The 26,694-nt window shown below is 58.6% G+C and carries 28 protein-coding genes and 1 pseudogene; 19 read left to right on the top strand and 10 right to left on the bottom strand.

Translation table 11 applies throughout. The annotated features are described in order from the left end of the window. Positions 1–83: 83 nt before the first annotated feature. The gene (locus CAF65_RS01030; protein ID WP_085714603.1) at positions 84–959 is read right to left on the bottom strand and encodes a helix-turn-helix domain-containing protein; all 876 of its coding nucleotides are present in this window, start codon (positions 957–959) and stop codon (positions 84–86) included. Positions 960–1,109: 150 nt separating this feature from the next. Between CAF65_RS01030 and CAF65_RS01035 the strand changes: the two genes are divergently transcribed. Beyond that, on the top strand, positions 1,110–2,012 hold the full coding sequence (locus tag CAF65_RS01035) for a DMT family transporter (protein ID WP_085714604.1): 903 nt from the start codon (positions 1,110–1,112) through the stop codon (positions 2,010–2,012). A 36-nt stretch (positions 2,013–2,048) separates the two neighbouring features. Here CAF65_RS01035 and CAF65_RS01040 read toward each other — a convergent pair. Both CAF65_RS01040 and CAF65_RS01045 read right to left on the bottom strand, forming a co-directional pair. Further along, positions 2,049–2,547: pseudogene (locus CAF65_RS01040) on the bottom strand (DUF2165 domain-containing protein); the annotation flags it as partial. A gap of 177 nt (positions 2,548–2,724) precedes the next feature. Then, positions 2,725–3,699, bottom strand: a complete 975-nt coding sequence (locus CAF65_RS01045; RefSeq protein WP_085714605.1) for a D-glycerate dehydrogenase — start codon at positions 3,697–3,699, stop codon at positions 2,725–2,727. 179 nt (positions 3,700–3,878) lie between these two features. Here CAF65_RS01045 and CAF65_RS01050 point away from each other — a divergent pair, with 179 nt between their 5' ends. Further along, positions 3,879–4,136: a hypothetical protein gene (locus CAF65_RS01050; RefSeq protein WP_085714606.1), complete on the top strand. Its 258-nt coding sequence runs from the start codon at positions 3,879–3,881 to the stop codon at positions 4,134–4,136. A gap of 81 nt (positions 4,137–4,217) precedes the next feature. Here CAF65_RS01050 and CAF65_RS01055 read toward each other — a convergent pair whose 3' ends face one another. The 5 genes from CAF65_RS01055 to norR form a co-directional block, all read right to left on the bottom strand. Continuing rightward, positions 4,218–4,967 (bottom strand): YkgJ family cysteine cluster protein, encoded by a 750-nt coding sequence (locus CAF65_RS01055; protein WP_085714607.1) that lies wholly within the window; start codon positions 4,965–4,967, stop codon positions 4,218–4,220. An 83-nt stretch (positions 4,968–5,050) separates the two neighbouring features. Then, positions 5,051–5,377: a hypothetical protein gene (locus CAF65_RS01060; RefSeq protein WP_085714608.1), complete on the bottom strand. Its 327-nt coding sequence runs from the start codon at positions 5,375–5,377 to the stop codon at positions 5,051–5,053. An 87-nt stretch (positions 5,378–5,464) separates the two neighbouring features. Further along, entirely contained in the window at positions 5,465–5,923 is a 459-nt protein-coding gene (locus tag CAF65_RS01065; protein ID WP_178076655.1) for an N-acetyltransferase, read from the bottom strand. A gap of 27 nt (positions 5,924–5,950) precedes the next feature. Then, positions 5,951–6,853 (bottom strand): chemotaxis protein CheV, encoded by a 903-nt coding sequence (locus CAF65_RS01070; protein WP_085714609.1) that lies wholly within the window; start codon positions 6,851–6,853, stop codon positions 5,951–5,953. 189 nt (positions 6,854–7,042) lie between these two features. Next, positions 7,043–8,593, bottom strand: coding sequence for a nitric oxide reductase transcriptional regulator NorR (gene norR / locus CAF65_RS01075; protein ID WP_085714610.1), 1,551 nt, complete (start codon positions 8,591–8,593; stop codon positions 7,043–7,045). 156 nt (positions 8,594–8,749) lie between these two features. Between norR and hmpA the strand changes: the two genes are divergently transcribed. Next, the gene (hmpA, locus tag CAF65_RS01080) at positions 8,750–9,931 is read left to right on the top strand and encodes an NO-inducible flavohemoprotein (RefSeq protein WP_085714611.1); all 1,182 of its coding nucleotides are present in this window, start codon (positions 8,750–8,752) and stop codon (positions 9,929–9,931) included. A 267-nt stretch (positions 9,932–10,198) separates the two neighbouring features. Next, a complete protein-coding gene (locus tag CAF65_RS01085; RefSeq protein WP_085714612.1) occupies positions 10,199–10,708 on the top strand; it encodes a disulfide bond formation protein B in 510 nt (169 codons plus the stop codon). 551 nt (positions 10,709–11,259) lie between these two features. Here CAF65_RS01085 and CAF65_RS01090 read toward each other — a convergent pair. Next, positions 11,260–11,520: a hypothetical protein gene (locus CAF65_RS01090; protein WP_085714613.1), complete on the bottom strand. Its 261-nt coding sequence runs from the start codon at positions 11,518–11,520 to the stop codon at positions 11,260–11,262. A 27-nt stretch (positions 11,521–11,547) separates the two neighbouring features. On the opposite strand from CAF65_RS01090, the gene cyoA reads away from it, so the two are divergent. The 8 genes from cyoA to CAF65_RS01130 all read left to right on the top strand — a co-directional run bounded on the left by cyoA (position 11,548) and on the right by CAF65_RS01130 (position 18,147). Further along, on the top strand, positions 11,548–12,489 hold the full coding sequence (gene cyoA / locus CAF65_RS01095) for a ubiquinol oxidase subunit II (RefSeq protein ID WP_085714614.1): 942 nt from the start codon (positions 11,548–11,550) through the stop codon (positions 12,487–12,489). 3 nt (positions 12,490–12,492) lie between these two features. Further along, positions 12,493–14,523: a cytochrome o ubiquinol oxidase subunit I gene (gene cyoB, locus CAF65_RS01100; RefSeq protein WP_085714615.1), complete on the top strand. Its 2,031-nt coding sequence runs from the start codon at positions 12,493–12,495 to the stop codon at positions 14,521–14,523. Between the two features lie 3 nt (positions 14,524–14,526). Next, on the top strand, positions 14,527–15,153 hold the full coding sequence (locus CAF65_RS01105) for a cytochrome o ubiquinol oxidase subunit III (protein ID WP_008000700.1): 627 nt from the start codon (positions 14,527–14,529) through the stop codon (positions 15,151–15,153). After that, positions 15,154–15,501: a cytochrome o ubiquinol oxidase subunit IV gene (gene cyoD, locus CAF65_RS01110; protein ID WP_008018862.1), complete on the top strand. Its 348-nt coding sequence runs from the start codon at positions 15,154–15,156 to the stop codon at positions 15,499–15,501. 11 nt (positions 15,502–15,512) lie between these two features. Then, entirely contained in the window at positions 15,513–16,400 is an 888-nt protein-coding gene (gene cyoE, locus CAF65_RS01115) for a heme o synthase (protein ID WP_085714616.1), read from the top strand. 137 nt (positions 16,401–16,537) lie between these two features. After that, a complete protein-coding gene (locus CAF65_RS01120) occupies positions 16,538–16,882 on the top strand; it encodes a toxin (protein ID WP_085715217.1) in 345 nt (114 codons plus the stop codon). Next, positions 16,879–17,193 carry a DNA-binding transcriptional regulator gene (locus CAF65_RS01125; protein ID WP_008060552.1) on the top strand — a complete coding sequence of 105 codons (315 nt, stop codon included), beginning with the start codon at positions 16,879–16,881 and terminating at the stop codon, positions 17,191–17,193. Before CAF65_RS01120 ends, CAF65_RS01125 begins: the two co-directional genes overlap by 4 nt. 348 nt (positions 17,194–17,541) lie before the next feature. Beyond that, the gene (locus CAF65_RS01130; protein ID WP_085714617.1) at positions 17,542–18,147 is read left to right on the top strand and encodes a LysE family translocator; all 606 of its coding nucleotides are present in this window, start codon (positions 17,542–17,544) and stop codon (positions 18,145–18,147) included. A gap of 256 nt (positions 18,148–18,403) precedes the next feature. On the opposite strand, the gene CAF65_RS01135 is transcribed toward CAF65_RS01130, so the two are convergent. Then, entirely contained in the window at positions 18,404–19,822 is a 1,419-nt protein-coding gene (locus CAF65_RS01135) for a PLP-dependent aminotransferase family protein (RefSeq protein ID WP_085714618.1), read from the bottom strand. A 148-nt stretch (positions 19,823–19,970) separates the two neighbouring features. On the opposite strand from CAF65_RS01135, the gene CAF65_RS01140 reads away from it, so the two are divergent. From CAF65_RS01140 to CAF65_RS01170, 7 genes are all read left to right on the top strand, one after another. Beyond that, positions 19,971–21,071 (top strand): hypothetical protein, encoded by a 1,101-nt coding sequence (locus CAF65_RS01140; RefSeq protein WP_085714619.1) that lies wholly within the window; start codon positions 19,971–19,973, stop codon positions 21,069–21,071. Positions 21,072–21,114: 43 nt separating this feature from the next. Beyond that, on the top strand, positions 21,115–22,395 hold the full coding sequence (locus CAF65_RS01145; RefSeq protein WP_085714620.1) for an acetyl-CoA carboxylase biotin carboxylase subunit family protein: 1,281 nt from the start codon (positions 21,115–21,117) through the stop codon (positions 22,393–22,395). A 48-nt stretch (positions 22,396–22,443) separates the two neighbouring features. After that, positions 22,444–22,938 carry a RidA family protein gene (locus CAF65_RS01150; protein WP_008018868.1) on the top strand — a complete coding sequence of 165 codons (495 nt, stop codon included), beginning with the start codon at positions 22,444–22,446 and terminating at the stop codon, positions 22,936–22,938. An 83-nt stretch (positions 22,939–23,021) separates the two neighbouring features. Then, positions 23,022–23,507: a cupin domain-containing protein gene (locus tag CAF65_RS01155; protein ID WP_085714621.1), complete on the top strand. Its 486-nt coding sequence runs from the start codon at positions 23,022–23,024 to the stop codon at positions 23,505–23,507. 244 nt (positions 23,508–23,751) lie between these two features. After that, complete coding sequence (yfcF, locus tag CAF65_RS01160) at positions 23,752–24,396, top strand: glutathione transferase (protein WP_085714622.1); 645 nt, start codon at positions 23,752–23,754, stop codon at positions 24,394–24,396. 32 nt (positions 24,397–24,428) lie between these two features. Continuing rightward, on the top strand, positions 24,429–25,769 hold the full coding sequence (locus CAF65_RS01165; RefSeq protein ID WP_085714623.1) for a KamA family radical SAM protein: 1,341 nt from the start codon (positions 24,429–24,431) through the stop codon (positions 25,767–25,769). A gap of 31 nt (positions 25,770–25,800) precedes the next feature. Then, entirely contained in the window at positions 25,801–26,673 is an 873-nt protein-coding gene (locus CAF65_RS01170; RefSeq protein ID WP_085715218.1) for a branched-chain amino acid aminotransferase, read from the top strand. Positions 26,674–26,694: the final 21 nt, after the last annotated feature.

The following is a 26,694-nucleotide window of genomic DNA, read 5'->3' on the forward strand; positions in this document are numbered from 1 at the left end:
GACTGCGCTGAACCTGTGGGAGCGGCGGTGCGGCGATCCGACTTGCCCGCGAAGGCGGCAGTACAGGCGATAAAAAATCGGGACTAGCGCAAAAACGCCTGTCGATACTCGCCGGGCGTTCCGCCCAAGGCCTGGCGAAAGCGGTTGGTGAAGTGGCTGGCACTGGAAAAGCCGCAAGCCAGGGCAATCTCCCCCAGTGGCTGCGAGGTCGTGCGCAGCAACGCCCGCGCCCGGTCAAGGCGCCGTGCCAGCACATACTGGTGGGGCGGCAAGCCGAAGCTCTCGCGAAACATCCGCGCGAAGTGGTATTCCGACAATGCGCACAACGCCGCCAACTGACCGAGGCTGACGGCCTCGTCCAGATGGCTGTCGATGAACTCCACCAGATGCCGACGCTGATGCGCGGCCAACCCGCCTTTAAGACGCAGGCCCTGACGCACATTCACCTGGCTGAGCAGGGCATGGCCGAGCAGTTCGTGAGCCAGGCTGCTGGTGAGCAGACGCTCGCCTGGCTCGTCCCAGTTCAAGGCGACCAACTGCCGAAAACGCAGCGCCTGCTGCGGATCATCGAGAAAGGTCTGCTCGCGCAGCTGCATTTCCCGTGGTTCGCGATCGAGCAGGGTGACGCAGCCGAGGGCAAACTGTTCGGGGCTGAAATACAGGTGTGCCAAGCGAATGTCGCCATTGATCACCCAGCCTGACTGGTGATCGGCCGGCAGGATGCACAGTTTGTCCGGCCCCCCCTTGTTGCCGGGCTGGTCGCGGCGAAAGGTGCCGGTGCCGCCGGCGAGATAGCAGGACAGCGTGTGGTGGCTGGGCGCTTCGTATTCCTGGGCGTCGTGGTGATTGCTCCACAAGGCCGCAGACAAGCCGTCACCGAGCTCGGCGCTGTGCTCGAGGCGAGCATTCGGCGAGCGGTTGAGGGCTTGAAAGACTTGTAGGGTATCCAGTGCAGCCATGATCGTTGCTCTCTAACACCTGCATCCAACGCCTGCATCCTACTCCGTAGGCATGCGCCTGCCAGCCTGTGGCCAGACAAAAGCGCAAGTTTATGCAAGTGCGCCCGAGCGTGGCGCCAGACACTGGGCTCCTGTCGAGGAGCCTTTGTCATGAACCTTTTTTTGTACCTGCTGACCGTGCTGATCTGGGGCACCACCTGGATTGCCTTGAAATGGCAACTGGGCGTGGTGGCTATCCCCGTGTCGATCGTCTATCGCTTCGGCCTCGCTGCGCTGGTGCTGTTCGTGATCTTGCTGCTCGGCCGACGCCTGCAAGTGATGAACCGTCGCGGGCACCTGATCTGCCTGGCTCAGGGCCTGTGCCTGTTCTGCGTCAACTTCATGTGTTTCCTCACCGCAAGCCAGTGGATCCCCAGTGGTCTGGTAGCCGTGGTGTTTTCCACCGCCACCCTGTGGAATGCGCTCAATGCGCGGGTGTTCTTCGGCCAGAAAATCGCCCGCAATGTGCTGATGGGCGGTGCGCTGGGCCTGCTTGGGCTGGGGCTGCTGTTCTGGCCGGAACTGGCCGGGCATACCGCCAGCCCGGAAACGCTGCTCGGCCTCGGACTGGCCCTGTGCGGCACCTTGTGCTTCTCGGCGGGCAACATGCTCTCCAGCCTGCAACAGAAGGCCGGTCTCAAGCCGCTGACCACCAATGCCTGGGGGATGGCTTACGGGGCGGCGATGCTCTCGGTGTGGTGTCTGGTCAAAGGCATTCCCTTCGACATGGAAATGAGCGCGCGTTACATCGGGTCACTGTTGTACCTGGTAATACCGGGGTCGGTGATCGGTTTTACCGCCTACCTGACGCTGGTCGGCCGCATGGGCCCTGAGCGGGCTGCGTATTGCACGGTGCTGTTTCCGGTGGTGGCGCTCAATGTGTCAGCGTTCGTCGAGGGCTATCAATGGACGGTGCCGGCGCTGTTGGGGCTGGTGTTGGTGATGTCGGGGAACGTACTGGTGTTTCGCAAACCCAAAGTGCCGTTGATGCAGGGCACTGGCAAGTTGGCGTGATTCAGCCGAAGGGGGCGAGAGCGGCGGCTCTCGGCTCTCGATCCGCAAGGCAATATAGATCAGTGATAACAATATGAAGTCAACCGCTCGCCGCCCCCAGTCCCTGTAGTTCCATTTGGGTGAATCGTTCATATTGAACCATTCGATACCGATGACCTGAACACAAACGTAATATATAAAAATACCAATCAGTAATCCGATGGCTGCAATTTTTTTGCTTCGTGGAATGCTTCCTTGCTGGTACTTATATTTTTATAAAGATAGTAGGTTCCTGGTGTGCAGAAGAGCGTAAGCATGATTTCAAGTGTAATGACCAGCCAAAAGATCCGATGATGAAGCAGGGGAGGTGTGATGGCTCTATAACTGTGCTTGTGTAGATTATGGGCCGTTTCCATGCTCTGTATGTGGCCGAGATGCTCGTAGTTTGTGGGGTGGTCGGTGAGGTTGTAAGTTGTCAATAGTCCGGAAAACTGACAAATAGCAGAGTCGTTATTTTGCTGATTCTAATGGTTTGGTTGGTGTTTAGTGGGTTCAAGATTGTTCTTCATTATTGTCAGGAAAAGTTTACTTTCAAGTAATTGGTTCTGGCGGGTGGTTCTATTTTTGGGTGATGTGCTGAGTTGCAAGCTGTGTATTAGTTGATCTTGAAATTTGTTTTAATCGAACTGCCGAGAGTAAAGGGCAGGCGCTGGTAACACCTGCCCGTTTTGCATCAGCCCTTCCAGACTTGTGGGTTGACCAGGTCCTGCGGTCGCTCGCCCAACAGGGCGCTGCGCAAGTTGGCCAGGGCACGATTGGCCATTGCATCGCGGGTTTCGTGGGTGGCCGAGCCGATGTGCGGCAAGGTCACGGCGTTTTTCAGCTGGAACAGTGGCGACTCGGCCAGCGGTTCTTTTTCGTACACGTCGAGCCCGGCACCACGAATGCGGTTGTTTTGCAGGGCTTCGATCAGCGCTGGTTCATCCACCACCGGGCCACGGGCGATGTTCACCAATATGGCGCCCGGCTTCATCAGCGCCAGTTCGCGATGGCTGATCAAGTGTCTGGTTTTCTCGCTGAGCGGCACTACCAGGCAGACGAAGTCGGCCTCGGCCAGCAGTTGGTCCAGGCTGCGAAACTGTGCGCCGAGTTCCTGTTCCAGTTCGGTCTTGCGGCTGTTGCCGCTGTAGATGACCGGCATGTTGAACCCTAGGCGACCGCGTCGGGCGATGGCTGCACCGATATTGCCCATGCCGACAATGCCCAGGGTCTTGCCGTGCACATCGCAACCGAACAGCTGCGCACCGACAGTGGCCTGCCATTGCCCGGCCTTGGTCCAGGCATCCAGTTCGGCGACGCGGCGCGCGCTGCTCATCAGCAGCGCAAACGCCAGGTCGGCGGTGCTTTCGGTGAGCACATCCGGCGTGTTGGTCAGCATGATCCCGCGTTCGTTGAAATACGCCACGTCATAGTTGTCGTAGCCCACCGAGACGCTGGACACCACCTCCAGCCTGGCGGCGTTTTCCAGTTGGGCACGGCCGAGTTTGCGACCGACGCCGATCAGGCCGTGGGCGTGGGGCAGGGCTTCGTTGAATTGGGCGCTGATGTCGCCGTTTTTCGGATTCGGCACGATGACGTCGAAATCCTGTTGCAGGCGTTCGACCATTTGCGGGGTGACGCGGCTGAAAGCCAGGACAGTCTTTTTCATGGGAGGCGGGCTCGTCGGGCGGAGATAATGGTGAGCACGCTAACATTCTTCGCGGGATTTGTGCGAGTCGCCCAGCGGTCGTTGCAAGCTTGCAGCTTGCCGGGCGTCATCCAGTTATACTGCGGCCTTTCGCGGCTCGCTCACTGGGCCCGACAATTTGCGCACCACCCGGAGCTTTCATGACATCCCCGAAACAACCGCCGGTAGCCGACGCTTTGAGCGACGTACAGGCAGAGCTGCCAGACAGCGTCGACTCCAGCGCCGACAGCGAAACCAAAGCCGGGATCCCGGCATTCAAATTCCCGTTCAAGCCGGGTGAGCTGGCGGCCGCCAAGGGCTCGAACCAGCCTTGGTACAAGAATGGTGCCAAGAACGGCCACACCAAGACGCCGGGTATGGCGCCACCGGGGACTCGCCGGTCGATGGGCAAGCGCTAGGCCTTCATGCTGCGGTGCTTGATCTGGCCCCATCGCGAGCAAGCTCGCGATGGGGTCATTACAGGTGACGAATCCTTCGGATCAAACCGCCCGCAACGGAATAAACGAGTAATTCGCCGGCGCATCCGCTGCCACTTGTGCACCGGCGGTCAGCACTTGCCCGGCAATATCCTCCCCCGACACATGAAACTGCCATTCGCTGGCCCACTCAGGCAGCGTTTGCCCGGTCAGTTCGTCGATGATTCTGGCGAACTCCGCCATATCCGGCAGATAAGCGGTAAATCCGTCGCCCTTCAGGGCCGTCGTGCGAATGCCCAGCAAGGCGCAAATCGCATCCTTGGTCCGAATCTCATCGCGATCCGCCTGGCGTGAGCGCTGAATCAACTGCGCCAGTTCCTGATCGACCAGGTTGCCGCCGACGATCAGCTCCGGCCCTGTTTCCCATGACTCTGGCGGGCACTCCTTGACGGCGGCGTTCAGCACAATGTGCGGATTTATTTCCATCGGATAGATGCGACATACCAATGGCCGGCGTTCATAGATGCGGCAGAGATTGTCGTCGTCAAGATTTCGGCAGGGGCCGACATTGTAAGCGGCGAAGGTGATGGCCACGTGCGCCTCGGATTCGCCGCTGCGCACGGCCGCCGAGCGGCGTTCGGCATGTTCCCGTTGTTGCACTGGCAGGCCCAGGCCGTTGCTCAGAAACGCTTCCACCAGCACGATTACCTGACCACCGTCGGCTGCCCACATCCGGGCTTCGCTCAAGGTCAGGGGCACATGGTGGTCGTTGCAGCATTTACCGCAGCCTACGCAGGAAAACGTCGTATTCATTGAACGTGTATTCGTATTACAGGGCATGAAACGGCGACAGAATGCCGCCGTAAAAGCCGCTATCGAAGCAAATTATGCGCCACTCAGTTTGCCTTGTAGGTCGGGCGGATGGAGTCCCACTCGGTGACGTACGCGGTCTTGCTCTTTTTGTTGTAGAGGCACAGCTCGGTGCCTTGTGCGCCTTTCATGTGTTTTTGCGGGTACTGGCCCTGGAGCAGGAGTGCGGTGTAGCCAACCCGGTCATCGAACTGTGCGGCGTTGCCCACGGGTTTGGCATCCCTCAGACCGCTGGACTTGGTGCAACTGACGAGTACGGCTTTATCGTAGGTGGCCCAGGCGTCAGGGCTTGAGGCGTGGGCCTGAGTGGCGATGGCGGTGAGGCAGAGAAAAGTCAGGGTTGCTGCTTTCATGGTTCCGGCGTCCTTGGATGTGCAATGGCCAAGGGTAAAGTATGCCTGACGGTTTTGGAGTGGTTGTGCAGGCCTCTTCGTGGCGTATCAGAGCGGAACCGGCTCTCGGCGAATGGCACGCATCCCGACGCTTTCATATAGCCGCCGCGCCCGATGGTTGTCTTCCCGTACCTTCAAATCCACAAATCCTTCGCGTCGCTGCTGGAACACCCTGAACGCCTGCAACAACAGTGCACGCCCCAACCCCCGGCCCTGAAACCGCGGGTGTACCACCAGATTCTTGATAAAGGCACTGGTCCAGCACTGGCACACGCCCACCACGCCTTCGGCATCCCGGGCAATGAAACACAGGGTCGGGTCATATTCCGGATCGGTTTCGAACTGCCGTTGCCACATGTCCAGCGCGGCTACGCGCCCGCCGCCGTCGAGATAACCGAACTCCATCAACTGGTGCACGGCGGCGCCCAGTTCGGGGCGGTATTCGCTCAGTTGCAGGCCGGCTGGCCAATCGGGGGGCGGCACGACAACAGAGAGGTCGCGCCGCATCAGCCAGCAGAAATCTTCGCTCAACACTCAATAACCCTGTTCGGCAACCGCTTTGGCCGCAGTGATCAGGCACTGGGTCAGTTCCGGCGAAGAGAATTTGGTCAGCACCGCGTTCGCCCCGGCCAGTCGTGCTTTCTCTGCATTCATCGCACTGTCCAGCGACGTGTGCAACAGTACATAAAGATGCGCGAAATCCGGGGTTTCCCGCAACGTGCGGGTGAAGGCGTAGCCGTCCATCTCGGACATCTCGATGTCCGAGACAATCAGGTTGATCTGTTGTGCGGTGCCTTGCAGGTCCAGCAGGCAGTCGATGGCTTCCTTGGCACTGCGGGCCGTGTGGCATTGCAGGCCCAGGTTACGCAGGGTGTGTACCGATTGCTGCAAGGCAACCTGACTGTCGTCGACCACCAGGATGCGCGCATTGCCGAGCAATTCGGCGTCTTCCATGCTCAACTCGGTCGGCACCATTTCGATTTGTGCCGGGGCGATGCCGTGGATGACTTTTTCGATGTCCAGCACTTGTACCAGGGTGCCATCGACCGACGTCACGCCGGTGATGTAGGCACGCAAACCACCGGAGCCGAAGGGCGGCGGGCGAATGTCGGTGGTCAGGCAATGGACGATCTTGCTCACCGCCTGTACGTGCAGGCCCTGCTTGGAGCGGCTGATGTCCGTGACGATCAGGCAGCCGCCGTTCGGGTCTTCCAGCGGCCGCTCGCCGATGGCGCGGCTGAGGTCGATCACCGACAGCGACGAACCGCGCAGGGTGGCGATGCCTTTGACGTGTGGGTGCGACTCCGGCAGCCTGGTCAGCGGCGGGCAGGGAATGATTTCACTGACCTTGAGCAGGTTGATCGCCATCAGCTTGCCGCTGCGCAAGGTAAACAGCAGAAGCGATAGTGAGTCTGCGCGGGCTTTGGTGGTGGACATAAAAACCTTCTGTGGAAAAAGGTGATTGGCGAGTAAACAATCGCCAAAAGCTATCGATGCCGGGTTATCGACTTGTCGAAGGCAGGCTTTAGCATTTCCGTTGAATGTCAGGACGCCTTCGCGAGCAGGCTCGCTCCCACAGGGGCATGCATTTCAACTGTGGGAGCGAGCCTGCTCGCGAAAGGGCCATCACTTCATCCCCAGCCTCTTGGCCATTCGCCCAAGATTCGCCCGATCCAGGCCTAGCTCACGGGCCGCGCTTGCCCAGTTGTTGTTGTGCCGTTCCAGGCAGGCACCGATCAACTGGCGCTGATAGTTTTCGGTCGCCTCGCGCAAATCGCCGGTCACCACCTGTGTGGCGGTGGCAGCGGGCTGCTCGGTAGCGGCTTCAATGCTGGCATTGGGTAAGTCCAGGTCGGCGGCGCTCAAACTGAGAATCTTCGGTCGTTCCTTGCAATTGCCCAGGGCTTTCAATGCGCTGCGGCCAATCAAATGTTCAAGCTCGCGCACGTTGCCTGGCCAGTCGTAGGCCAATAGCGCGGCCTGGGCGTCGCTGTTCAGGCGCAGGCTGTTGAGGCCCATGCGCGAGCGGTTCTGCTCCAGGAAGTAACCGCTGAGCAACAGCACATCGCGCCCGCGATCGCGCAGGGCCGGCACCAGCAGTGGATAAACGCTGAGGCGATGGTAGAAGTCGGCGCGGTAACGGCCGCTGCGCACTTCTTCGGCGAGGTCGCGGTTGGTTGCCGCGATCAGGCGCACGTCCACCTGATGCTCCTGGTCCGAACCCAGCCGCTGCAGTTGACCGCTCTGCAGCACCCGCAACAACTTGGCCTGAACGGTCAGCGACAACTCACCGACTTCATCGAGAAACAGCGTGCCGCCATTGGCCAGTTCGAACTTGCCACGGCGGTCGTTCATCGCCCCCGTAAAGGCGCCGCGGACATGGCCGAACAACTCGCTTTCCACCAATGTGTCGGGCAACGCGGCGCAGTTGAGGCTGATGATCGGTTTGTCGGCGCGGGGCGAGGCGGCATGGATGGCCTGGGCCACCAACTCCTTGCCGACCCCGGTTTCGCCAGTGATCAACACGGTCAGGTCGCTGCCGCCCACCAGGCTGATTTCTTCGACCAGGCGTTTGTGGGCCTTGCTCTGGCCAATCATCTCGCGATTCTGCTGGCCGCTGGCCTGGCGGTAGACCTCGGCGCGCTGATGTTCATCTTCGACCCGGTTGTTCAACCGCTCGATGCGTTCGGCGGCGTTGACCGTGGCGGCCGCGAGGCTGGCGAAGGCTTGCAGGGCATCCAGTTCGATGGGCTCGAAGCGCTCCGGATCGAGGGCGTCGAGGGTCAGCAAACCCCATGGGCGCTCGTCGATGAACAATGGGCAACCCATGCAATCGTGGACTTCCAGGTGATCATCCAGGCCATCGACCAGACCGTCATAGGGATCAGGCAAGTCGCTGTCGGCAGCGAAACGGGTCGGGCCGGGGCCGCTGAGCAGCGCTTCGAAACGCGGGTGCTCGCTGACCTTGAAGCGCCGACCGAGGGTGTCGGTGCTCAAGCCGTCGACGGCCAGCGGCACCAGCCATTCACCATCAAGGCGCAGCAGGGCGGCGGCGTCACACGGTAGCAGGGCGCGCATGGCTTCCAGCAGGCGGCGATAGCGCTCACCCTCGGGCAGTTCGCGGGACAGGTCAGAGACCAGGGGCAACAAGGCAGTGAGCAGGGGTTTTGCAGTCATAGTGACTCCGTGTAGTCGGTATGACTATAAGGCAGGCTGTGTCGAAATGACTATTAAGTTTTTAACGTATTGATTTATAACGATTAAATAGTTGGCATGGAAGCTGATAAGCATTGGGTAGTCCGTTAGCAACCCAAGAAGACCAGGAGTCACCTTATGCTGAGCGTTCAAGACCGTGCCATCGTCAAATCCACCGTACCGTTGCTCGAAAGCGGTGGCGAAGCGCTGATCACGCACTTCTACCGCATGATGCTCTCCGAATACCCGGAAGTCCGCCCGCTGTTCAACCAGGCCCACCAGGCCAGCGGTGATCAGCCGCGTGCCCTGGCCAACGGCGTATTGATGTATGCGCGCCATATCGACCAACTCGACCAGTTGGGCGACCTGGTGGCCAAGATCATCAACAAGCACGTAGCCCTGCAGATCCTGCCGGAACACTATCCGATTGTCGGCACCTGCCTGCTGCGGGCCATCGCCGAAGTGCTGGGCGAAGAGATCGCCACCCCTGAAGTGATCGCGGCCTGGGGCGCGGCTTACGGCCAGCTGGCGGACATTCTGATCGGTGCCGAATCCAGCATCTACGACCAGAAAGAGCAGGCCCCTGGCGGCTGGCGCGGGGCGCGGGAATTCATTGTGGCCGGTAAGGTCGAGGAGAGCACAGAGATCACCTCGTTCTACTTCGAACCGGCGGACAAAGGCCCGATTCTGGTGGCGGAACCCGGCCAGTACATCGGCATGAAACTGATCCTCGACGGTGAAGAGATCCGTCGTAACTACTCGCTGTCGGCGTTGGCGAACAATGGCCAGTACCGCATCAGCGTCAAGCGTGAAGCCGGTGGCCGTGTTTCCAACTACTTGCATGACCAGATGCAGGTCGGAGCCAGCATCCAGTTGTTTCCGCCATCGGGCGATTTCACCCTGACCGCCAGCGACAAACCGCTGGTGCTGATCAGTGGCGGCGTCGGCATTACCCCGACCCTGGCGATGCTCGAAGCGGCGCTGGAGACCCGGCGGCCGGTGCATTTCATTCACTGCGCGCGCAATGGCAGTGTGCATGCCTTCCGTGACTGGATCGATGGCCTGGCCGAGCGTCACCCGCAACTCAAGCGGTTCTACTGCTACTCCGAAGATGACGGTGTGAGCCCGACGGCGCACAAGGTTGGTTTGTTGAGTCAGCAGCAGTTGAATGCATGGCTGCCGGAGCAGCGTGACCTGGACGCTTACTTCCTGGGGCCAAAAGGCTTCATGGCCGCAGTGAAACGCCACCTCAAGGCGCTGGGCGTGCCGGAGAAGCAAAGCCGTTACGAGTTCTTCGGGCCGGCAGCGGTGCTGGAGTAAGTTGTTTGGTGACTCGGGGGACCGAGTCGCCTTCTTCGCGAGCAGGCTCGCTCCCACATTGGTTCGCGTTGATTGCGGGTCCGTTGTGGGAGCGAGCCTGCTCGCGAATGCCACACCTCGGTCCTGAACTGAAAAAATCAGAAAATTAATCCCTGCTTAACCGCCTTATCGTCTATTCCCCCCGAATCCCCCGACACGCTCCAGACTCTCAAAGGTCCGGGCCAGCGTGTAGACTGGCGGGCACTCGAAATCTTGAAGGGAAACGCGATGAGCGATGAATCCATGCGGTTGGGGCGTGAACGGCGCTACCTGGTGTTGTTGGGCATCATTTGCCTGGCGCTGATCGGCGGCGCGTTGTACATGCAAATTGTTCTGGGCGAGGCGCCTTGCCCGCTGTGCATCCTGCAACGTTATGCGTTGCTGCTGATCGCGATCTTCGCCTTCATCGGCGCGGCCATGCGCACCCGCCGCAGCATCACGGTGCTCGAAACCCTGGTGGTGATCTGTGCGCTGGCAGGCGCAGGCGTTGCCGGGCATCACGTCTATACGCAGTTCTATCCGGCGGTCAGCTGCGGCATCGATGTGCTGCAACCGATTGTCGATGGGTTGCCGCTGGCGAAGATCTTCCCGCTGGGCTTCCAGGTCGATGGTTTCTGCTCCACGCCATACCCGCCGATCCTCGGTCTGTCGCTGGCGCAGTGGGCGTTGGTCGCTTTCGTGTTGATTGTGGTGCTGGTGCCCTTGCTGACGTCGCGCAACCGCAAAGCGCTGCGCTGAGGTCATCTGCCGCCACGCATTGTCGGACAAAAAAGCCCCGTTTCTCGCCGAGAGGAACGGGGCTTTTTTTGTCTTGCCGAGCGCAGTTCAGAGGCCGGGTAAAAAGACCGTGATGCATGGCAGTCGAGGGTGCGACACATGTGCGACATGTTGTCACAGAGTCAGTGTCGCAGGGCGTTCAAGGAGGCCGGATTGGTGCATGGAAACGTAACGAAATTGGGCTGTTTTTCAGGCTTCCGGTTTTTTCCGTTCCCAACACGAGCAGGCAGTTTTAACACGGTCTGGCGAATGGCCAGAGCCCCCGTTATATCGGGCCTAGGGCAAGGTCAAGGGCAGTGAAGAGGGACCCGATACTGTCTGAACTGTGGGCGGAAGACCTACTAATTTTGGTGTTTTTGTTGAGAATTAATTTCGATAAGATGCGCCACTTTTGCGAAAACGGTTAATGATTGTTGCCGCTTCGGATAAAAATTATTTCGGGATGAGACATGGTTTATGAAACGTTACATATCTACAATCGCCCGCACTGAATTCCCGGCACTGCTCAAATCTTAACCAGGCGTGAGCAGAAACAGGGTGTCGAGAAGTCTGGTGGCTTCATGCGATGCCCAGGTGTCGGAGTCTCCAACTACCCGCACCAAATGGAATTGGTCTGTAAAAAGGCCTTTGACCACGAATTCGAATAAGAACTCACTGCAGGCCCAGGATTTGTCGAAACGCGTCTGACGCACGACGGGCATGCCCTTATTCAATCCAAGAAAAATGCCAACCCTTGGCAGGGTGAAGTGTTGGCGATCAAAACCCAACTGCATGGCGCAAGCTGCTTTAGAGGTCGTGAGATGATTAAAAACAGGTACCCCAGACTACTAGGCTTATTGCCGCTGATCGGCACGTTGCTGCTGTCAGGCTGCAACATGACCTTGCTCAATCCCAAGGGCCAGGTTGGTCTGGACGAGCGAAACCTGATCATCACCGCAACGCTGCTGATGCTGTTGGTCGTGGTTCCGGTCATCGTCATGACCTTCCTGTTCGCCTGGAAATACCGCGCGTCCAACACCAACGCCACCTACACCCCGAAATGGAACCACTCCACCAAGATCGAGATCGCGGTGTGGGCTGTTCCAGTGCTGATCATCATTGCCCTGGGTTACGTCACCTACAAGTCGACCCACGCCCTGGACCCGTACAAGCCGCTGGAATCCGACGTCAAGCCTGTGACCATCGAAGTGGTCGCGCTGGACTGGAAGTGGCTGTTCATCTACCCGGAACAAGGCATCGCCACGGTCAACAAGATCGTGTTCCCGGCGCACACGCCGGTCAACTTCCGCATTACCTCTGACGCTGTGATGAACTCGTTCTTCATCCCTGCACTGGGCGGCCAGATCTACGCGATGGCGGGCATGCAGACCAAGCTGCACCTGATCGCCAACGAGAACGCTGAAATGGACGGTATCTCCGCCAACTACAGCGGCGCTGGTTTCACCGGCATGAAATTCAAAGCGATCGCAACTTCTCAGGAAGATTTCGACGCCTGGGTCAGCGAAGTCAAGAAGTCGCCTAAACAGCTTGAACAAGCTGAATACGCAGCCCTTGCCAAGCAGAGCCAGAACAACCCAGTCGAACTCTACTCCTCGGTGACGCCGAACCTGTTCCAGACCATCGTCGACAAGTACGAAGGCATGAAACCGGGTCCGAAGCTGCACCACGAGAAGAAAGAGAAAGAGAAAGAAGTGGCCGCTACGGACATGAACTCGCATTCAGCTGCCGGGGCAGAGGAGTAAACGATGTTTGGTAAATTAAGTTGGGAAGCGATCCCGTTCCACGAGCCGATTGTCATGGTGACTATCTCCATGATCGCGCTCGGTGGTCTGGCGTTGTTCGCTGCAATCACCTACTTCAAGAAGTGGACCTACCTGTGGACCGAATGGCTGACGTCGGTCGACCACAAGAAAATCGGCGTGATGTACATCATCGTCGCCATGGTCATGCTGCTGCGCGGCTTTGCCGACGCCATCATGATGCGTACCCAGTTGGCCATGGCCACCGAGGGTTCGCCTGGCTACCTGCCACCTGAACACTATGACCAGATCTTCACCGCCCACGGTGTGATCATGATCATCTTCATGGCGATGCCATTCTTCACCGGCCTGATGAACCTTGCAGTGCCGCTGCAGATCGGCGCGCGTGACGTTGCCTTCCCGTTCCTGAACTCCCTGAGCTTCTGGCTGCTGGTTTCCGGCGTGGTGCTGATCAACCTGTCCCTGGGCGTCGGCGAATTCGCCAAGACCGGCTGGGTTGCCTATCCGCCGCTGTCGGGCCTGCAGTACAGCCCGGGCGTGGGGATGGATTACTACATCTGGGCGCTACAGCTATCGGGTCTGGGGACAACGTTGACGGGGGTCAACTTCCTGGCCACCGTGCTGAAAATGCGTACCCCTGGCATGAAACTGATGGACATGCCGATCTTCACCTGGACCTGCACCTGGGCCAACGTCCTGATCGTGGCTTCGTTCCCGATCCTGACCGCTACCCTGGCGCTGCTGACGCTTGACCGTTACATGGATTTCCACATTTTCACCAATGAACTTGGTGGCAATCCGATGATGTACGTCAACCTGTTCTGGGCTTGGGGTCACCCTGAGGTTTACATCCTGATCCTGCCGGCGTTCGGTATCTTCTCCGAAGTCGTTTCGACTTTCTCGGGCAAGAAACTGTTCGGCCACCACTCGATGATCTACGCATCGGGCGCGATCTCGATCCTGGGCTTCATGGTTTGGCTGCACCACTTCTTCACCATGGGTTCGGGTGCCAGCGTCAACGCCTTCTTCGGTCTGGCGACGATGCTGATTTCCATCCCGACGGGTGTGAAACTGTTCAACTGGCTGTTCACCATCTACCAGGGCCGTCTGCGCTTCACCAGCCAGGTGATGTGGACCCTGGGCTTCATGGTGACCTTCGCCATCGGCGGCATGACCGGCGTACTGCTGGCCATTCCGGGTGCCGACTTCGTTCTGCACAACAGCCTGTTCGTGATCGCGCACTTCCACAACGTGATCATCGGCGGTGCGGTATTCGGTTACATCGCCGGTTTCGGCTTCTACTTCCCTAAAGCGTTCGGCTTCAAGCTGCACGAAGGTTGGGGCAAGGCAGCGTTCTGGTTCTGGATCAGCGGTTTCTTCGTCGCGTTCATGCCGCTCTATGCACTGGGCTTCATGGGCATGACCCGTCGTCTGAACGCCACCACCAACCCTGAGTGGGTACCGTACCTGTACGTGGCCATGTTCGGTGCGATCCTGATCGCCTTCGGTATCGCTTGCCAGCTGATCCAGCTGTACGTCAGCGTGCGTGACCGCAACAAGCCGGAAAACATGTGCGAACACGGCGACCCGTGGAATGCACACACCCTGGAATGGTCGACCTCGTCGCCACCTCCGTTCTACAACTTCGCCGTGCTGCCGAAAGCCGACGTTGTCGACCCGTTCACCGAAGCCAAGGAAAACGGTACCGCGTACAAGGCTCCGGCCAAGTACGAACCGATCCACATGCCAAACAACACCGCCACCGGTGTGGTGATGGGCGCGCTGTTGACCGTGTTCGGTTTCGCCATGATCTGGCACATCTGGTGGCTGGCGATCGCCAGCCTGGCCGGCACCGTGATCTATTTCGCGATTCACGCGGCCCGTGATGATCAAGGCTACTACGTGCCGGTCGACGTGATCGAGCGCATCGAAGCCGAGCAGCACAAGCGTCTGGTCGCGGCAGGGAAAATCCCGGCCACTGCCACCCGTGTTGAAACCTCGTTGGAACAGGCTTAAACCATGTCGAACTTAGTGACCAATGCTGGACACACCCATGTCGATGGACATGGGCATGATGACCATCACCACGACTCGGGCGAGATGACCGTATACGGTTTCTGGCTCTACCTGATGACCGACTGCATTCTGTTTGCATCGATCTTCGCGGCGTACGCGGTACTGGTTAACAACGTAGCGGGTGGCCCGTCGGGCCACGACATCTTCGAACTGCCATACGTACTGGGCGAAACCGCTCTGCTGCTGTTCAGTTCGATCACCTACGGCTTCGCCATGCTGGCGTTCTTCCGTGGCAACAAGAAGCAGGTCCTGGGCTGGCTGGCCATGACCTTCCTGTTCGGTGCCGGCTTCATCGGCATGGAGATCAACGAGTTCCACATGCTGATCTCCGAAGGCTACGGTCCGAACCGCAGCGGCTTCCTGTCCGGGTTCTTCACCCTGGTCGGTACCCACGGTCTGCACGTGACCAGCGGTCTGATCTGGATGGCGATCATGATGTACCAGGTGCAGAAAAAAGGCCTGACGGCGACCAACAAGACCCGTCTGAGCTGCCTGAGCCTGTTCTGGCACTTCCTGGACGTTGTGTGGATCTGCGTATTCACCGTTGTTTATCTGATGGGGACTATGTAAATGGCTAACGCAGCTCATTCCCAACATGGCCATGACAGCCACGATGCCGGTCACGGCAGCGTCAAGTCCTACGCCATCGGCTTCATCCTGTCGGTGATCCTGACCCTGATTCCGTTCGGTCTGGTGATGTACCCGACGCTGCCGAAGTCGATCACCCTGATGATCGTCGTCGCGTTCGCAGTCATCCAGGTGCTGGTGCACCTGGTGTACTTCCTCCACCTGGACCGCTCGGCCGCGCAGCGTAACAACGTGATCGCGTTTGTCTTTGCCGCGATCGTGATTGTCCTGCTGGTTGGCTTGTCGCTGTGGATCATGTTCAGCATCCACACGTTCATGATGGCGAAGTGAGGTAAATCCGCATGTCCCTCAAGCACTTTATCCAAATCACCAAACCGGGGATCATTTTCGGTAACGTGCTTTCTGTGGCAGGCGGATTTTTCCTGGCCTCCAAAGGGCATGTCGATCTGGCCATTTTCCTGGCCGCCATGATCGGCACGTCCCTGGTGGTTGCCTCCGGTTGCGTGTTCAACAACTGCATCGACCGCGACATCGACCTGAAGATGGAGCGCACCAGAAACCGGGTGCTGGTCCAGGGCTTGATCTCCCTGAAACTGGCCCTGGTTTATGCGACCGTCCTGGGTGTCGCCGGCGTTGCCCTGTTGTACAAGGTGGCCAACCCGTTGGCCGCGCTGTTCGCAGTCATCGGCTTCATCATTTACGTCGGCTTCTACAGCCTGTACCTCAAGCGCAAGTCGGTTCACGGCACGCTGGTGGGCAGTCTGTCTGGCGCCATGCCACCGGTGATCGGTTACGTCGCGGTGAGCAACACCTTCGACATGGCCGCGCTGACCCTGCTGGTGATGTTCAGCCTGTGGCAGATGCCGCATTCCTATGCCATCGCGATCTTCCGCTTCAACGATTACCTGGCCGCATCGATTCCGGTGCTGCCAGTGAAGCGCGGAATCCAGGTGGCCAAGAAGCACATCCTGATCTACATCCTGGCCTTCCTCGTGGCGACCTTGATGCTGACCTTCAGCGGCTACGCCGGCATGAGCTACCTCGCCGTCGCCGCGGCCATGGGCATGTACTGGCTGTACATGGCATGGACCGGCTACAAGGCAGTGGATGACACGGTCTGGGCACGCAAGCTGTTCGTGTTCTCGATCTTCACCATTACCGCGTTGAGCGTGATGATGTCCCTGGACTTCAAAGTGCCCACCGAGTTGTTGCTGACGTACGCGCCGTAAGCGTCGGATGCTGTAAAGAAAAGCCCCGCCTTCGAGAGAAGAGCGGGGCTTTTTGTTGGTGCAAATCGCAAGGGCTGCTCGTCAGGAAGATGATTCGTCGGTTGCATGACTATAAGCAAGTTGCATATAGTTTGCCGATGCGAACCGTATTCTTCGAAACCACATCTTTCACTTCTACCGTTGGCGATTATCTGACGGATGATGAGTATCGTGCGTTGCAGTCGCACATGCAGCTGAACCCACAAGCGGGTGATGTCATGCCTCGAACAGGCGGTTTTCGAAAGCTGCGTTGGGCAGACGGGCGCCGAGGTAAAGGTAGGCGAGGTGGCTTGCGGGTTATCTATTATTGGCTTATGAATGATGGCCAGTTCTGGATGTTTGCAATTTATGACAAAGATGAGCTTGAGAACTTGACCGCCGACCAAGAGAAGGTGCTCAAGAAAGCCATAGAGACAGAGTTGAAAAAACGAGGTACCCCATGAAAAAACGCGACCTGTTTGCAGAGTTGATGCAGGGCGTTGATGAGATGGCGGCTCAACGCGAAGGCAAGATCACGTTGCGCAACACGACAGTGGAGGACATTCCTGCACCTGAGGTGGGGGCGCAAGAGATCGTTGCGTTACGGGAAAAGCTACACATGTCCCAGGCCGTTTTCGCCAAGCGAATTCGAACCAGCCCCAGCACCCTGAGAAACTGGGAGCAGGAAAAGTCGAAGCCCAATGCTCAGGCCGCCTTGCTGATCCGGTTGGTGGAGAAATTCCCGGATATGGTCGATCGACTGGCAGTCGTTTGATCAAGTCATCGAACAACTGAAAAGCCCCGCCTTCGAGAGAAGAGCGGGGCTTTTTGTTGGAGTAATCCTGATGGACCGCGTTGCCGCCAGTTCAAGCCGGCTCCTACAGTTTCCCGGGAATGCATGAAGAACCTTTTTGTTGGGGGAATTCTGATGGACCGTGTTGCCGCCATCACGACACGGTGTCTCAGGCATTTCGCGAGGATAATTCGCTGCATTGTGTCTGTAGGAATTTTGTCCTTTTTTGGTGGCGAATCTTCTGAATGAAAAAGCTATTCATCAGTCGGCCATTGCCGTTCATTCGATGTGCAGATATTTTGCCTGCGGCGAAATTCAGGGAGCGAGCCGGTGCAGGATTTTCAACGGTCTTTGGTTTTTTCAATTGTCCTGTCGATATCGTTCGGACCCATTGCGTTGATCATATTGAGGCAGTCCATTTTGTATGGACGATTAAGCGCGATTCCCGGTGCATTGGGTGCAGCACTGGCAGATACCCTGTATTCGGCTGTCGCGCTAGCGGGTGTAGCGCTCGTTAAGACATTTGTACTGAGGCATCTGGACCTGTTGACGATCGCCTCGATCGTCTATCTCTTCTATCTGGGTGTAAGGGTTTCTGCATACTCAGATCCAGATATGAACCACTCGCGCCAGTCAGGCTTTCTCTCGGTGTTTGCCTTAACACTGACCAACCCCCTGACCATCGTCGCAATCACTTCTTTTGTGATAGCTAATCATTCGGACGGGGTGACAGTTAATGTACCTCTTTCCCTGACCGGTTTTTTTATCGGTAGTTTTGCCTGCCAGATGTTGTATGTCCTGGGAGGAGACGTTGTTGGAAGAGCGTTGCGTGGAAGGAAGAATATTCGCGCATTGAACTGGCTTAGTGGTCTTTGTCTGATCGTTTTCTCCTTATGGAAACTACAAGAATTCTTGAGGGCAAAAGAATTTATGTGATTGGGCTGAGCGATTAGCCTTGGCTGATTCAAATTAATCCCCCTCAAGCATTCAACCACGGTTCCGCGTTTCATTTATGCGCGGTTGTTACAGGGTGCATCGAGCACCTTCACCACGTCGTCGATGATTGCCTTGCTCATGTCCTGCATGCGGGTGCTACTGATCAGGCATGAATGCCATGCTGTGCGACGGCACCGAATGGCGATGACGAGCGGCAGGGCTAGACAGTTGCACCCACAGGATGGGGAGCGGTCAGTTACTTACGTTGTGTGTCGAGCAACCGGAAAAACCGCTCGCGCACCTGCAAGCTATCGCTGTGTGCCACGTTGAAGCGCAGGAACTGACTGGCATTCGGGGCTTTGCTCAGCAACGTGCCCGGCGCCAGTACCATATTGTTTTCCAGCCCTTGTCGAGCCAGCGTCTCGGCGTGCAAGCCATCCGGCAACCGCGCCCAGATAAACACCCCTTCTCCCGGCAATGAAGACAATGAACACCCGGCCTCCGCCAGCCAACCCGCCACACGGCTATTGGATTCATACAACCGATCCACCGTGCGCCGCGCATGTTTGGCGTAGCTGCCATCGTTGAGCATGGTGCAGGTGATCTGTTCCGCCAGTTCCGAGGTCACGCCGCCGCAGGCCATTTTCAGGGCGACCATGCGTGCCGCCAGTTGCGGCGACAGCACGGTGTAACTGACCCGGCTGTTGGCGGTCAGTGTCTTGGAGAAGCCGGAGACATAACTCACGTTGTCCAGCCCGCTGGCCGCCAGGCGCGGGGTGCGGCGTTGCTGGATGTCGCAATACAGATCGTCTTCGACAATGTGGAAACCGTAGCGGTGGCTCAACTCCACCAAGCGGTAGACCTGGGCCGGGCTGAACGAGTGGCCGGTGGGGTTATGCAGTGTGCTGTTGGTCATGTACAGCACGGGTTTGTGGGCGATCAGCAGTTGCTCGAAAGCCTCGAGATCCATGCCGTCGCAATCCCGGGCGATGGTGATGACCCTGGCCCCGTGCAGTGCCAGATTGGCATGCATGTTGAAGTAGCAAGGGTCGTCGAGCAGCACGGTGTCGCCGGGTTTGACCAGCAGGCGCATCAGCAGGTCGATGGCCTGCATGGTGTTGGCGGTGGTGATGATCTGGTCCACCGGCGCCTCGATGCCGAAGGTCGCCAGTTTGACCCGCAAGGCCTGGCGCAACGGCAAGTAACCGCCGGCCACACCGTACTCGCCCATGCGCAACGACGTCGCTCGCAGGGTGCTGCGCACGGCTTTCTGCAATTCTTCGGCGGGTAGCCAGGAAGTCGGCAGAAAACCGCAGCCGGGGCGCAGCGCGCCGTTGTCCAGCAGCAATGCGCGCCGTACTACGCTCAGGGTGTCCTGGGGTTGCAGGTCCGGGCCGGTGCCGCTTTGCAGCGCGGCGCTGGAACGATGCACGTAATGCCCCGAACCCTGGCGTGACACCACCAGCCCCTTGGCCCGCAAGCGGTCCAGTGCATCGACCACCGTGGACTTGCCCACGTTCATCAAGTCGGAGAGTTCGCGAATCGGCGGCAGCTTGGCGCCGTGGGGCAGTCCACCGGTACTGATCGCCTGGGTCAGTTGATCGACGATCTGCTGCACCAGCGGCATGCCGGGCTGGAATTCAATGGCGGCAATGACTGCACGTTGAACCTGCATTTTACTGGTCTCTGCGGCAGTAAAGTTCGTTGGATTCTATACGAACTTGCCCTGATCAGGACACGCCTCTCTCACTACCATGCCCTTACAGACTTTTCTGAGTGTCGGCCTTTGTCGGCGGGCATTGACCCGGTTCTTGAGGTGTTGCATGGGTGTCGAAACAACGGTCGCGGTGGCTAAACCGGTCATTAACCTGCGCTTATTCACGATCCGGATCATCACTGCTGTCTCGCTGTTCGCGGTGCTGGGCAAGGCCAACGTCTGGCTCGACACTGCCACCAACAGCATCCTGGCCCTTGGATATCGCGCCTTGTTGCTGCTGTTGCCCCTGACTTTACTGGTGCTTGGCCGCCGCTCCCTGAGCGTCACGCTGCTGTGTGCCGGCCTTGGCCTGGTGTTGCTGGCGCTGACCAGCAATCAAGGCATGGTGATGTTTGCTGCCGCCCTGTTTGCCTACGGCATTGCCATAGCCGGGTACCTGATCAAGAGCGAAGCGGCCCAGACCAGGGAAGGCGCAGCCTATAACCGCGTGGCCATGAACATGGGCAGCCTGGTGGCGGGTTTGATCCTGTTGTCGCCGCTTCTCACGCCTACGATGTTTTTCCTCGGTGCGGCGGCGTTCGTGTTGCTGTGCCTGCCGATCGCCCTCGGCGCGACCTTCACCACCGAACCGGTGGTAGCCCGCCCGGCCAGTCAGGCCGGCAGCAACTGGGGCAACAAACTGCCCTGGGTGATTGCCGGGATCATCATGGGCATCAAGCTGTTCGGGGTGTTCTCGATCCTGCCACAGGCGATCCTGCTCAAGACCGGCGAGCTGCCGGCCTGGTACGGCTTGATGCTGATCCTCAACAGCGCGGTGGTGGTGTTCGCCCAGGTGCCCGTGATGAAACTGATCGAACGCACCGGGCGCTTCAAGGTCGTGGCGGTGATCGGGATCATCGTCGGCGGCTTTGCCGTGCTGTCTTCGCCAGCTGCGTTCCACGTCGAAACCCTCGCCGGGGCGCTGATCTGGGTGGCGCTGCTGTCGATCGCCGAATGCGCCTTCAGCTACCTCGATTATTTCTCGGTCAAGCAAAACAACATGTTCGTCAAGGAAGTGTCCCTGGGTGTGGGGGCCGGGCTGACCGTGTTGATCATGCGAGTGGTGCCGGTGCCGTACAACGCGCTGGTCCTCGCCGCCATCGGCGCCGGCGGGATCCTGGCCTGGTACTGGCTCAACCGTAAATCCAATGCGTCGCTGCATGACTGAGTCAGCGTCGTTGCGGTTTTCACCTTGCAGGTCGGGGGCATCAATGAATACGACTTCATGCGTAGTAGTGGTGGGTTACAACGGCAATCGCGTGCACGACATCCAGAAACTGCGCGAGTTGTGCAAGTCGCTCTACAACGCCAGGCTCATCCTGCTGGTCGAGAAGATACAGCCCCATGACGATCAGGTGGCCGATCACGTCTGCAGCACTTCGCTGGCCGAGAAAGATGTGGCGGCATCCCTTGAACTGGTGGTCGGGTGCCTGAATGCCGACAGCTGGAATTTGATCGGCGTTCTGCCGTTCTCCGACCGCGGCGTGCTGCTGGGTGCCGCGCTGGCCAGTCACTTCGGTCTGCCGGGCATTACCACCGGCGAAGCCCGGGCGGGCCTCGACAAGCAGATCTTTCGCGGGCTCGAAGCGGCGGCCGGTACCTCCCCCGAAGAATACCGGCCGGTGTTTTCCGCGCGAGTCGAAAGCCTGCCGGAACTGCGCGAACGCGTCGTCGAACTGGGCGGCAAGGCCTTCATCAAACCGGCGTGCGAAGGCGCGAGCCGGGGCTGTCGCGTCATCCATCACCCTTCGGAATGCGATGACGCCTGGCTCGCCCTGAAACCTTACCGCGAAGGCGGCATCGTCCTTGAAGAGCTGGTGCAAAACGCCCGCGAATACAGCTGGGACTGTGTGGCCGGCAGCACCTGGGTGACCGAAAAAACCACCACCGAAGGCGCCTATCGCGCAGAGATCCAGCAAGTCGTACCTGCACCGCTTCCGGCTGAGGTACAGACACGTTTGATGGCAGCCGGTCGGCATATGTCGTCCTTGGTGTCCCGGGACAATGGCGCCTGGCACAACGAAGTGTTCCTGCGCAGCGACAACCTGACCTCCGCCGTGGAAACCAACATGCGCCCCGGCGGCATGCACATCTGGGACCTGGCCAGGCGCGCCTTCGTCAATTTCGATCCGTGGGAACGCTGGGTGCGCTGGGCGGTGGAAGGCAAGACCGAACAGCACCAGCCAGTGGCTCGCGGCTACTGCGGCATTCGCCTGCTCAGGGCGCCGGCCGGCGGCATCCTGCGCGCAATGCCTGACATCGAGACCCTGGCCCGCGTACTGCGTATCGACCTGGTGGAAGGGCAGTACGCCAAGCGTATCGGCGACTCGGTCAGCGCGCTGGTCAAGGACAACTTCTCATTCATCGGCCACATCGTGTTGTTCAACGAACACTACGGGCAACTGAGCAACGACCTGTTGCGTCTGGCCGAGGCGATTGAGTCACGCACTGAGGTGACTTGCCTGGCACCGGCCACCCGCGCCGTGTGTTGAGCCAGCAAGCACCCGTTTTTTGCATTACTGATCAAGAGGGTTCGATCAATGATCCAGCACATGACCTGCGATGAACGCTTCATCGCCCTGGCCAAAGAGTTTGGTTATGACATCTACGGCGAAAACACCGCAGGCGGGCATTACGCGCCGTTGATCCGGCATCACGATGAGCTGTACATCAGTGGCCTGGTGCCGCGCATGAACGGCAAAATCCATTACCCCGGCCGTGTCGGACTGGATCTCACCATGGCCGATGCACAAGCGGCCGCCAGCATCAGTGCGATGCGTGGGCTGGCGTTGATCGTCGATGCCATTGGTTCGCTGGACAAGATCAAGTCATTGATCCGTGTAACGGTGTATGTGAAGTCCACGGCGGACTTTGTCGATTTGAGTGAAGTGGCCAACGGCGCCTCGGATGTGTTCAGCCATGTGCTGGGCGATGCCGGTAAACATACGCGCACCACTGTCGGTGTTTATCAGTTACCCAAGAATGCCGCGATAGAAGTTGACATGATTGCAGCCTTGCGCCCATCGGTTTTATAAATTATTTCCAGACTTTACAGCGCTGAATCGTTAACTTAAGGTTTGGCGCTAAAGTATTGGAAATAAGAAGAAGGGACGTGCGAATGGATAACTTTCAAGGTGCTTTTTTTTCATATAAGGACTTTCGTCAAAGCCTGCACCATCGAGCGCCAAGTCCCAAGGTATGGAAAGGCGCCGAACTAGCGGGTATGCGTCAGGCCCTTGAAGCCAGCGACATTGATATTGTCGCTTTGGCTCACGACAAAAGCATTGAAGGCTGTGAAGTGACGCCAGGCATGGCGATCGCCATGCAATGGCTGAATCCCGGTGTGACGCTCAACGGTCATGCCCATTCCTGGTGGCATCTGTTCGTTATCCAGTGCGGCAGCGGCGTGTTGACCCTCGGCGATGCCGATGAGGTCGAGGTCAGCAGCGGCGACGTGCTGCTGGTGCCGGCCTGGACCCGACATGGGTTCGTCAACACCAGCAAATACGAGCCTCTGGCGATGCTGAACATGAGCAACATGCCACAAATGGCACTGCTCTCGAACTTTGCCGACAGCCATGGCCTGATCACCACCCAGCCGTAATTTCCCAGCGCATCAACCAAGGGAGCCAACCATCGTTGGCTCCCTTTTTTGTTTTTCAAACCTGCCTCTGGTGCCGCCTTTTGCAGCGGTATTACCGGGGCCCTGGCTGTGCTTTTGCCAGCGGAAAACAACTTTTCTGTATCGATTGAAACAGGCAAATTCTGTATCTATTCAGCCCCCAGTCAACTAACTACGATCACTTCCAATGCACGTTAATCCCTGCAGTCAGTGAATGGAGTGTTCTATGGAAAACAGGAAGCTAAAACTGTATGTCGGCGCCGACTATGTCAGCGCTTTTGCGATGTCGGCTTTTGTGGCGCTCAAGGAAAAGCAACTTTCATTTGAATTTGTTGCGGTAGATCTGAAAGCACGCGAAAACTATATGGCGAGTTATCGCGATATTTCGCTGACATGCAAAATCCCAACGCTGGTTCACGAAAGTTTTGCCTTGTCGGAATCATCGACGATTGCCGAATACCTCGATGAGCTCTTCCCAGGGCACAAAAAACTCTATCCGCACGACATCCAGCAGCGCGCCCGTGCCCGTCAATTGCAGGCCTGGTTACGCAGTGACTTGCTGGTGGTGCGCAAGGAGCGCCCGTTTGACCTGGTCTACTTCGGTAAAAAAAATGTGCCCCTGAGCGCCGATGCCCAAGCCGCCGTCGAGCGCCTGTTCTTCGTCGCCGACCGTTTGCTGGAAGAGGGCGCCGAGCATCTGTTCGGTGACTGGAGCATTGCCGACACCGACCTGGCAATCATGCTCAACCGACTGGTTGCCAACGGCGACCCAGTGCCGGCACGGCTCGCGGCCTATGTGCGTCGTCAGTGGGATCGCGACAGCGTCCGGGCGTGGATGGACATAGAGCGCAAAGCGCCGGCCATCGCGTAACAACACTCAGGGCAATCACCAGGAGCGCGGCCATGCAAGGACTGTCGGAGCACGAACGCTACAAACCCTATAACTCACGCACCATCCGCGACTCACCTTACTGGCACAAACTGACGCCGGCGTTGCAGGAGGCCATGACCGTGGTAGCCCGGGTCATGCCTTTTCGCACCAACGAATACGTGCTGGGCACACTGATCGACTGGAACAACATTCCCGACGATCCGGTTTTCCGCATGACCTTTCCCCACAAGGACATGTTGCTGCCGGAGGAATATGCCTCGCTCAAACAACTGATCGAACAGGATGACAGCGTGGCGATCAAGCGTCGGATCGAGGCGATCTGGTTGCGCATGAATCCTCATCCGGCCGGGCAGTTGACCCACAACGGTGTCACCCTCAACGGCAAAGTCCTGCCGGGCATCCAGCACAAGTACCGCGAGACCGTGCTGTTTTTCCCCGGTGCCGGTCAGACCTGTCATGCGTACTGCACCTTCTGTTTCCGCTGGGCGCAGTTCATTGGCGAAGAAGAACTCAAGTTCAACGCCCGTGAGTCCCAGGAACTGCTGAGTTACCTGAGGGTGCACACCGAAGTGACCGACGTGCTGATTACCGGCGGCGATCCGATGATCATGAACACCCGCTCGCTGACCGGTTACATCGAACCGCTGTTGCAATTGCCACACCTGAAGAACATTCGCATCGGCACCAAGTCCGTGGCGTACTGGCCGCAACGTTTTGTCAGTGACAAGGATGCGCCTGAGCTGCTGGAACTGTTCCGGCGAATCGTTGCGGCGGGGAAAAACCTGTCGATCATGGGGCACTACAACCACCCGGTGGAGCTTCGCCCGGCTATTGCCCGTCAGGCCATCGAGCGCATTCGCTCAACGGGCGCGACGGTGCGCATGCAAGCGCCGGTGATCCGCCACATCAACGAAAACCCTGTCGACTGGGCAGCGCTTTGGACCGAAGGCGTGCGGCTCGGGGCCGTGCCTTACTACATGTTCGTCGAGCGTGACACCGGCCCCAGCCACTACTTCGCAATGCCGCTGGCCCGGGCCTTCGAGATCTTCCAGGCGGCGTACCGCACGGTCTCCGGGCTGGCGCGTACGGTGCGCGGGCCATCCATGAGCACCTTCTACGGCAAGGTGTTGATCAATGGCATCGAGACCGTCGCCGGGGAAAAGGTCTTCGTCTTGCAGTTCCTCCAGGCACGCAATCCGCAATGGGTGTTGCGCACGTTCCATGCGCGCTTCGATCCGCACGTGACCTGGTTCGACGACTTGCAACCGGCATTCGGCGAGCGTTCGTTCTTCTTTCAAACCGAGCTCAGCGCCATGCCGGAATTGATACCCGTGTTGCTGGAAACAGCGTAGGAAAATTCATGAACAATGGGGAGATATGGATATGAGCAGTATCCCGTTTGATCAGCGCGAGGGTGTTATCTGGCTCGACGGCGAGTTCGTCGAGTGGTCCCGGGCGCAGTTGCATGTGCTGACCCATGGCCTGCATTACGCGAGCACCGTGTATGAAGGCGAGCGGGTCTACAACGGCAAGGTCTTCAAGCTGCGCGAGCACACTGAGCGCTTGTATCGCTCGGCACAATGGATGGACTTTGCCATCCCCTATGAGCTGGCGGAACTGGAAGCGGCGAGCCATGAACTGCTGCAACGCAACAAGGTCGTCGACGGTTATCTGCGCCCGGTGGCCTGGCGCGGCAGTGAGATGATTTCCACCTCGGCGCGTTTCAACCGTGTCCACGTGGCTATCGCGTGCTGGCAATGGCCGAGCTATTTCGACCCGACGGCGCGCATGGCCGGCATCCGCTTGAAAACCGCGAGCTGGCGCCGCCCGCCGCCGAGCAGCAGCCCGTTCCAGGCCAAGGCATCCGGGCATTACCAGATCGCCACGCTGAGCAAGCACGACGCCGAGAACACGGGTTACCACGATGCGCTGATGCTCGATTGGCGTGGCCACGTTGCCGAAGCCACCAGCGCCAATGTGTTCTTTGTCAAAGGCCGGACGCTGCACACCCCGCTGCCGGATTGTTTCCTCAACGGCATCACCCGGCAGACCGTGATCGAGTTGGCCAAAGCGCTGGACTATCAGGTCGTCGAGCGCACGATTTTGCCGGCGGAACTCGGCGACTTCGACGAGTGTTTTCTTACCGGCACCGCCGCCGAAATCACTCCGGTGCAGAGCATCGATGAACAGCACTACCGACCTGGCGATGCCTGCCGCGACTTCATTGCCGCCTACACCTCAACCGTAAACGCCTGATCACCCGCCAGGAAATTTCAC

Origin of the sequence: Pseudomonas sp. B28(2017), assembly GCF_002113025.1 — a bacterium.
Taxonomy (GTDB): Bacteria; Pseudomonadota; Gammaproteobacteria; order Pseudomonadales; family Pseudomonadaceae; genus Aquipseudomonas.

What these genes read in the sequence shown, in the direction of transcription:
- CAF65_RS01030 (WP_085714603.1), bottom strand. Translation starts at nt 959, where the DNA reads ATGGCTGCACTGGATACCCTACAAGTCTTTCAAGCCCTCAACCGCTCG.
- CAF65_RS01035 (WP_085714604.1), top strand. Translation starts at nt 1,110, where the DNA reads ATGAACCTTTTTTTGTACCTGCTGACCGTGCTGATCTGGGGCACCACC.
- CAF65_RS01045 (WP_085714605.1), bottom strand. Translation starts at nt 3,699, where the DNA reads ATGAAAAAGACTGTCCTGGCTTTCAGCCGCGTCACCCCGCAAATGGTC.
- CAF65_RS01050 (WP_085714606.1), top strand. Translation starts at nt 3,879, where the DNA reads ATGACATCCCCGAAACAACCGCCGGTAGCCGACGCTTTGAGCGACGTA.
- CAF65_RS01055 (WP_085714607.1), bottom strand. Translation starts at nt 4,967, where the DNA reads ATGAATACGACGTTTTCCTGCGTAGGCTGCGGTAAATGCTGCAACGAC.
- CAF65_RS01060 (WP_085714608.1), bottom strand. Translation starts at nt 5,377, where the DNA reads ATGAAAGCAGCAACCCTGACTTTTCTCTGCCTCACCGCCATCGCCACT.
- CAF65_RS01065 (WP_178076655.1), bottom strand. Translation starts at nt 5,923, where the DNA reads ATGCGGCGCGACCTCTCTGTTGTCGTGCCGCCCCCCGATTGGCCAGCC.
- CAF65_RS01070 (WP_085714609.1), bottom strand. Translation starts at nt 6,853, where the DNA reads ATGTCCACCACCAAAGCCCGCGCAGACTCACTATCGCTTCTGCTGTTT.
- norR (WP_085714610.1), bottom strand. Translation starts at nt 8,593, where the DNA reads ATGACTGCAAAACCCCTGCTCACTGCCTTGTTGCCCCTGGTCTCTGAC.
- hmpA (WP_085714611.1), top strand. Translation starts at nt 8,750, where the DNA reads ATGCTGAGCGTTCAAGACCGTGCCATCGTCAAATCCACCGTACCGTTG.
- CAF65_RS01085 (WP_085714612.1), top strand. Translation starts at nt 10,199, where the DNA reads ATGAGCGATGAATCCATGCGGTTGGGGCGTGAACGGCGCTACCTGGTG.
- CAF65_RS01090 (WP_085714613.1), bottom strand. Translation starts at nt 11,520, where the DNA reads ATGCAGTTGGGTTTTGATCGCCAACACTTCACCCTGCCAAGGGTTGGC.
- cyoA (WP_085714614.1), top strand. Translation starts at nt 11,548, where the DNA reads ATGATTAAAAACAGGTACCCCAGACTACTAGGCTTATTGCCGCTGATC.
- cyoB (WP_085714615.1), top strand. Translation starts at nt 12,493, where the DNA reads ATGTTTGGTAAATTAAGTTGGGAAGCGATCCCGTTCCACGAGCCGATT.
- CAF65_RS01105 (WP_008000700.1), top strand. Translation starts at nt 14,527, where the DNA reads ATGTCGAACTTAGTGACCAATGCTGGACACACCCATGTCGATGGACAT.
- cyoD (WP_008018862.1), top strand. Translation starts at nt 15,154, where the DNA reads ATGGCTAACGCAGCTCATTCCCAACATGGCCATGACAGCCACGATGCC.
- cyoE (WP_085714616.1), top strand. Translation starts at nt 15,513, where the DNA reads ATGTCCCTCAAGCACTTTATCCAAATCACCAAACCGGGGATCATTTTC.
- CAF65_RS01120 (WP_085715217.1), top strand. Translation starts at nt 16,538, where the DNA reads ATGCGAACCGTATTCTTCGAAACCACATCTTTCACTTCTACCGTTGGC.
- CAF65_RS01125 (WP_008060552.1), top strand. Translation starts at nt 16,879, where the DNA reads ATGAAAAAACGCGACCTGTTTGCAGAGTTGATGCAGGGCGTTGATGAG.
- CAF65_RS01135 (WP_085714618.1), bottom strand. Translation starts at nt 19,822, where the DNA reads ATGCAGGTTCAACGTGCAGTCATTGCCGCCATTGAATTCCAGCCCGGC.
- CAF65_RS01140 (WP_085714619.1), top strand. Translation starts at nt 19,971, where the DNA reads ATGGGTGTCGAAACAACGGTCGCGGTGGCTAAACCGGTCATTAACCTG.
- CAF65_RS01145 (WP_085714620.1), top strand. Translation starts at nt 21,115, where the DNA reads ATGAATACGACTTCATGCGTAGTAGTGGTGGGTTACAACGGCAATCGC.
- CAF65_RS01150 (WP_008018868.1), top strand. Translation starts at nt 22,444, where the DNA reads ATGATCCAGCACATGACCTGCGATGAACGCTTCATCGCCCTGGCCAAA.
- CAF65_RS01155 (WP_085714621.1), top strand. Translation starts at nt 23,022, where the DNA reads ATGGATAACTTTCAAGGTGCTTTTTTTTCATATAAGGACTTTCGTCAA.
- yfcF (WP_085714622.1), top strand. Translation starts at nt 23,752, where the DNA reads ATGGAAAACAGGAAGCTAAAACTGTATGTCGGCGCCGACTATGTCAGC.
- CAF65_RS01165 (WP_085714623.1), top strand. Translation starts at nt 24,429, where the DNA reads ATGCAAGGACTGTCGGAGCACGAACGCTACAAACCCTATAACTCACGC.
- CAF65_RS01170 (WP_085715218.1), top strand. Translation starts at nt 25,801, where the DNA reads ATGAGCAGTATCCCGTTTGATCAGCGCGAGGGTGTTATCTGGCTCGAC.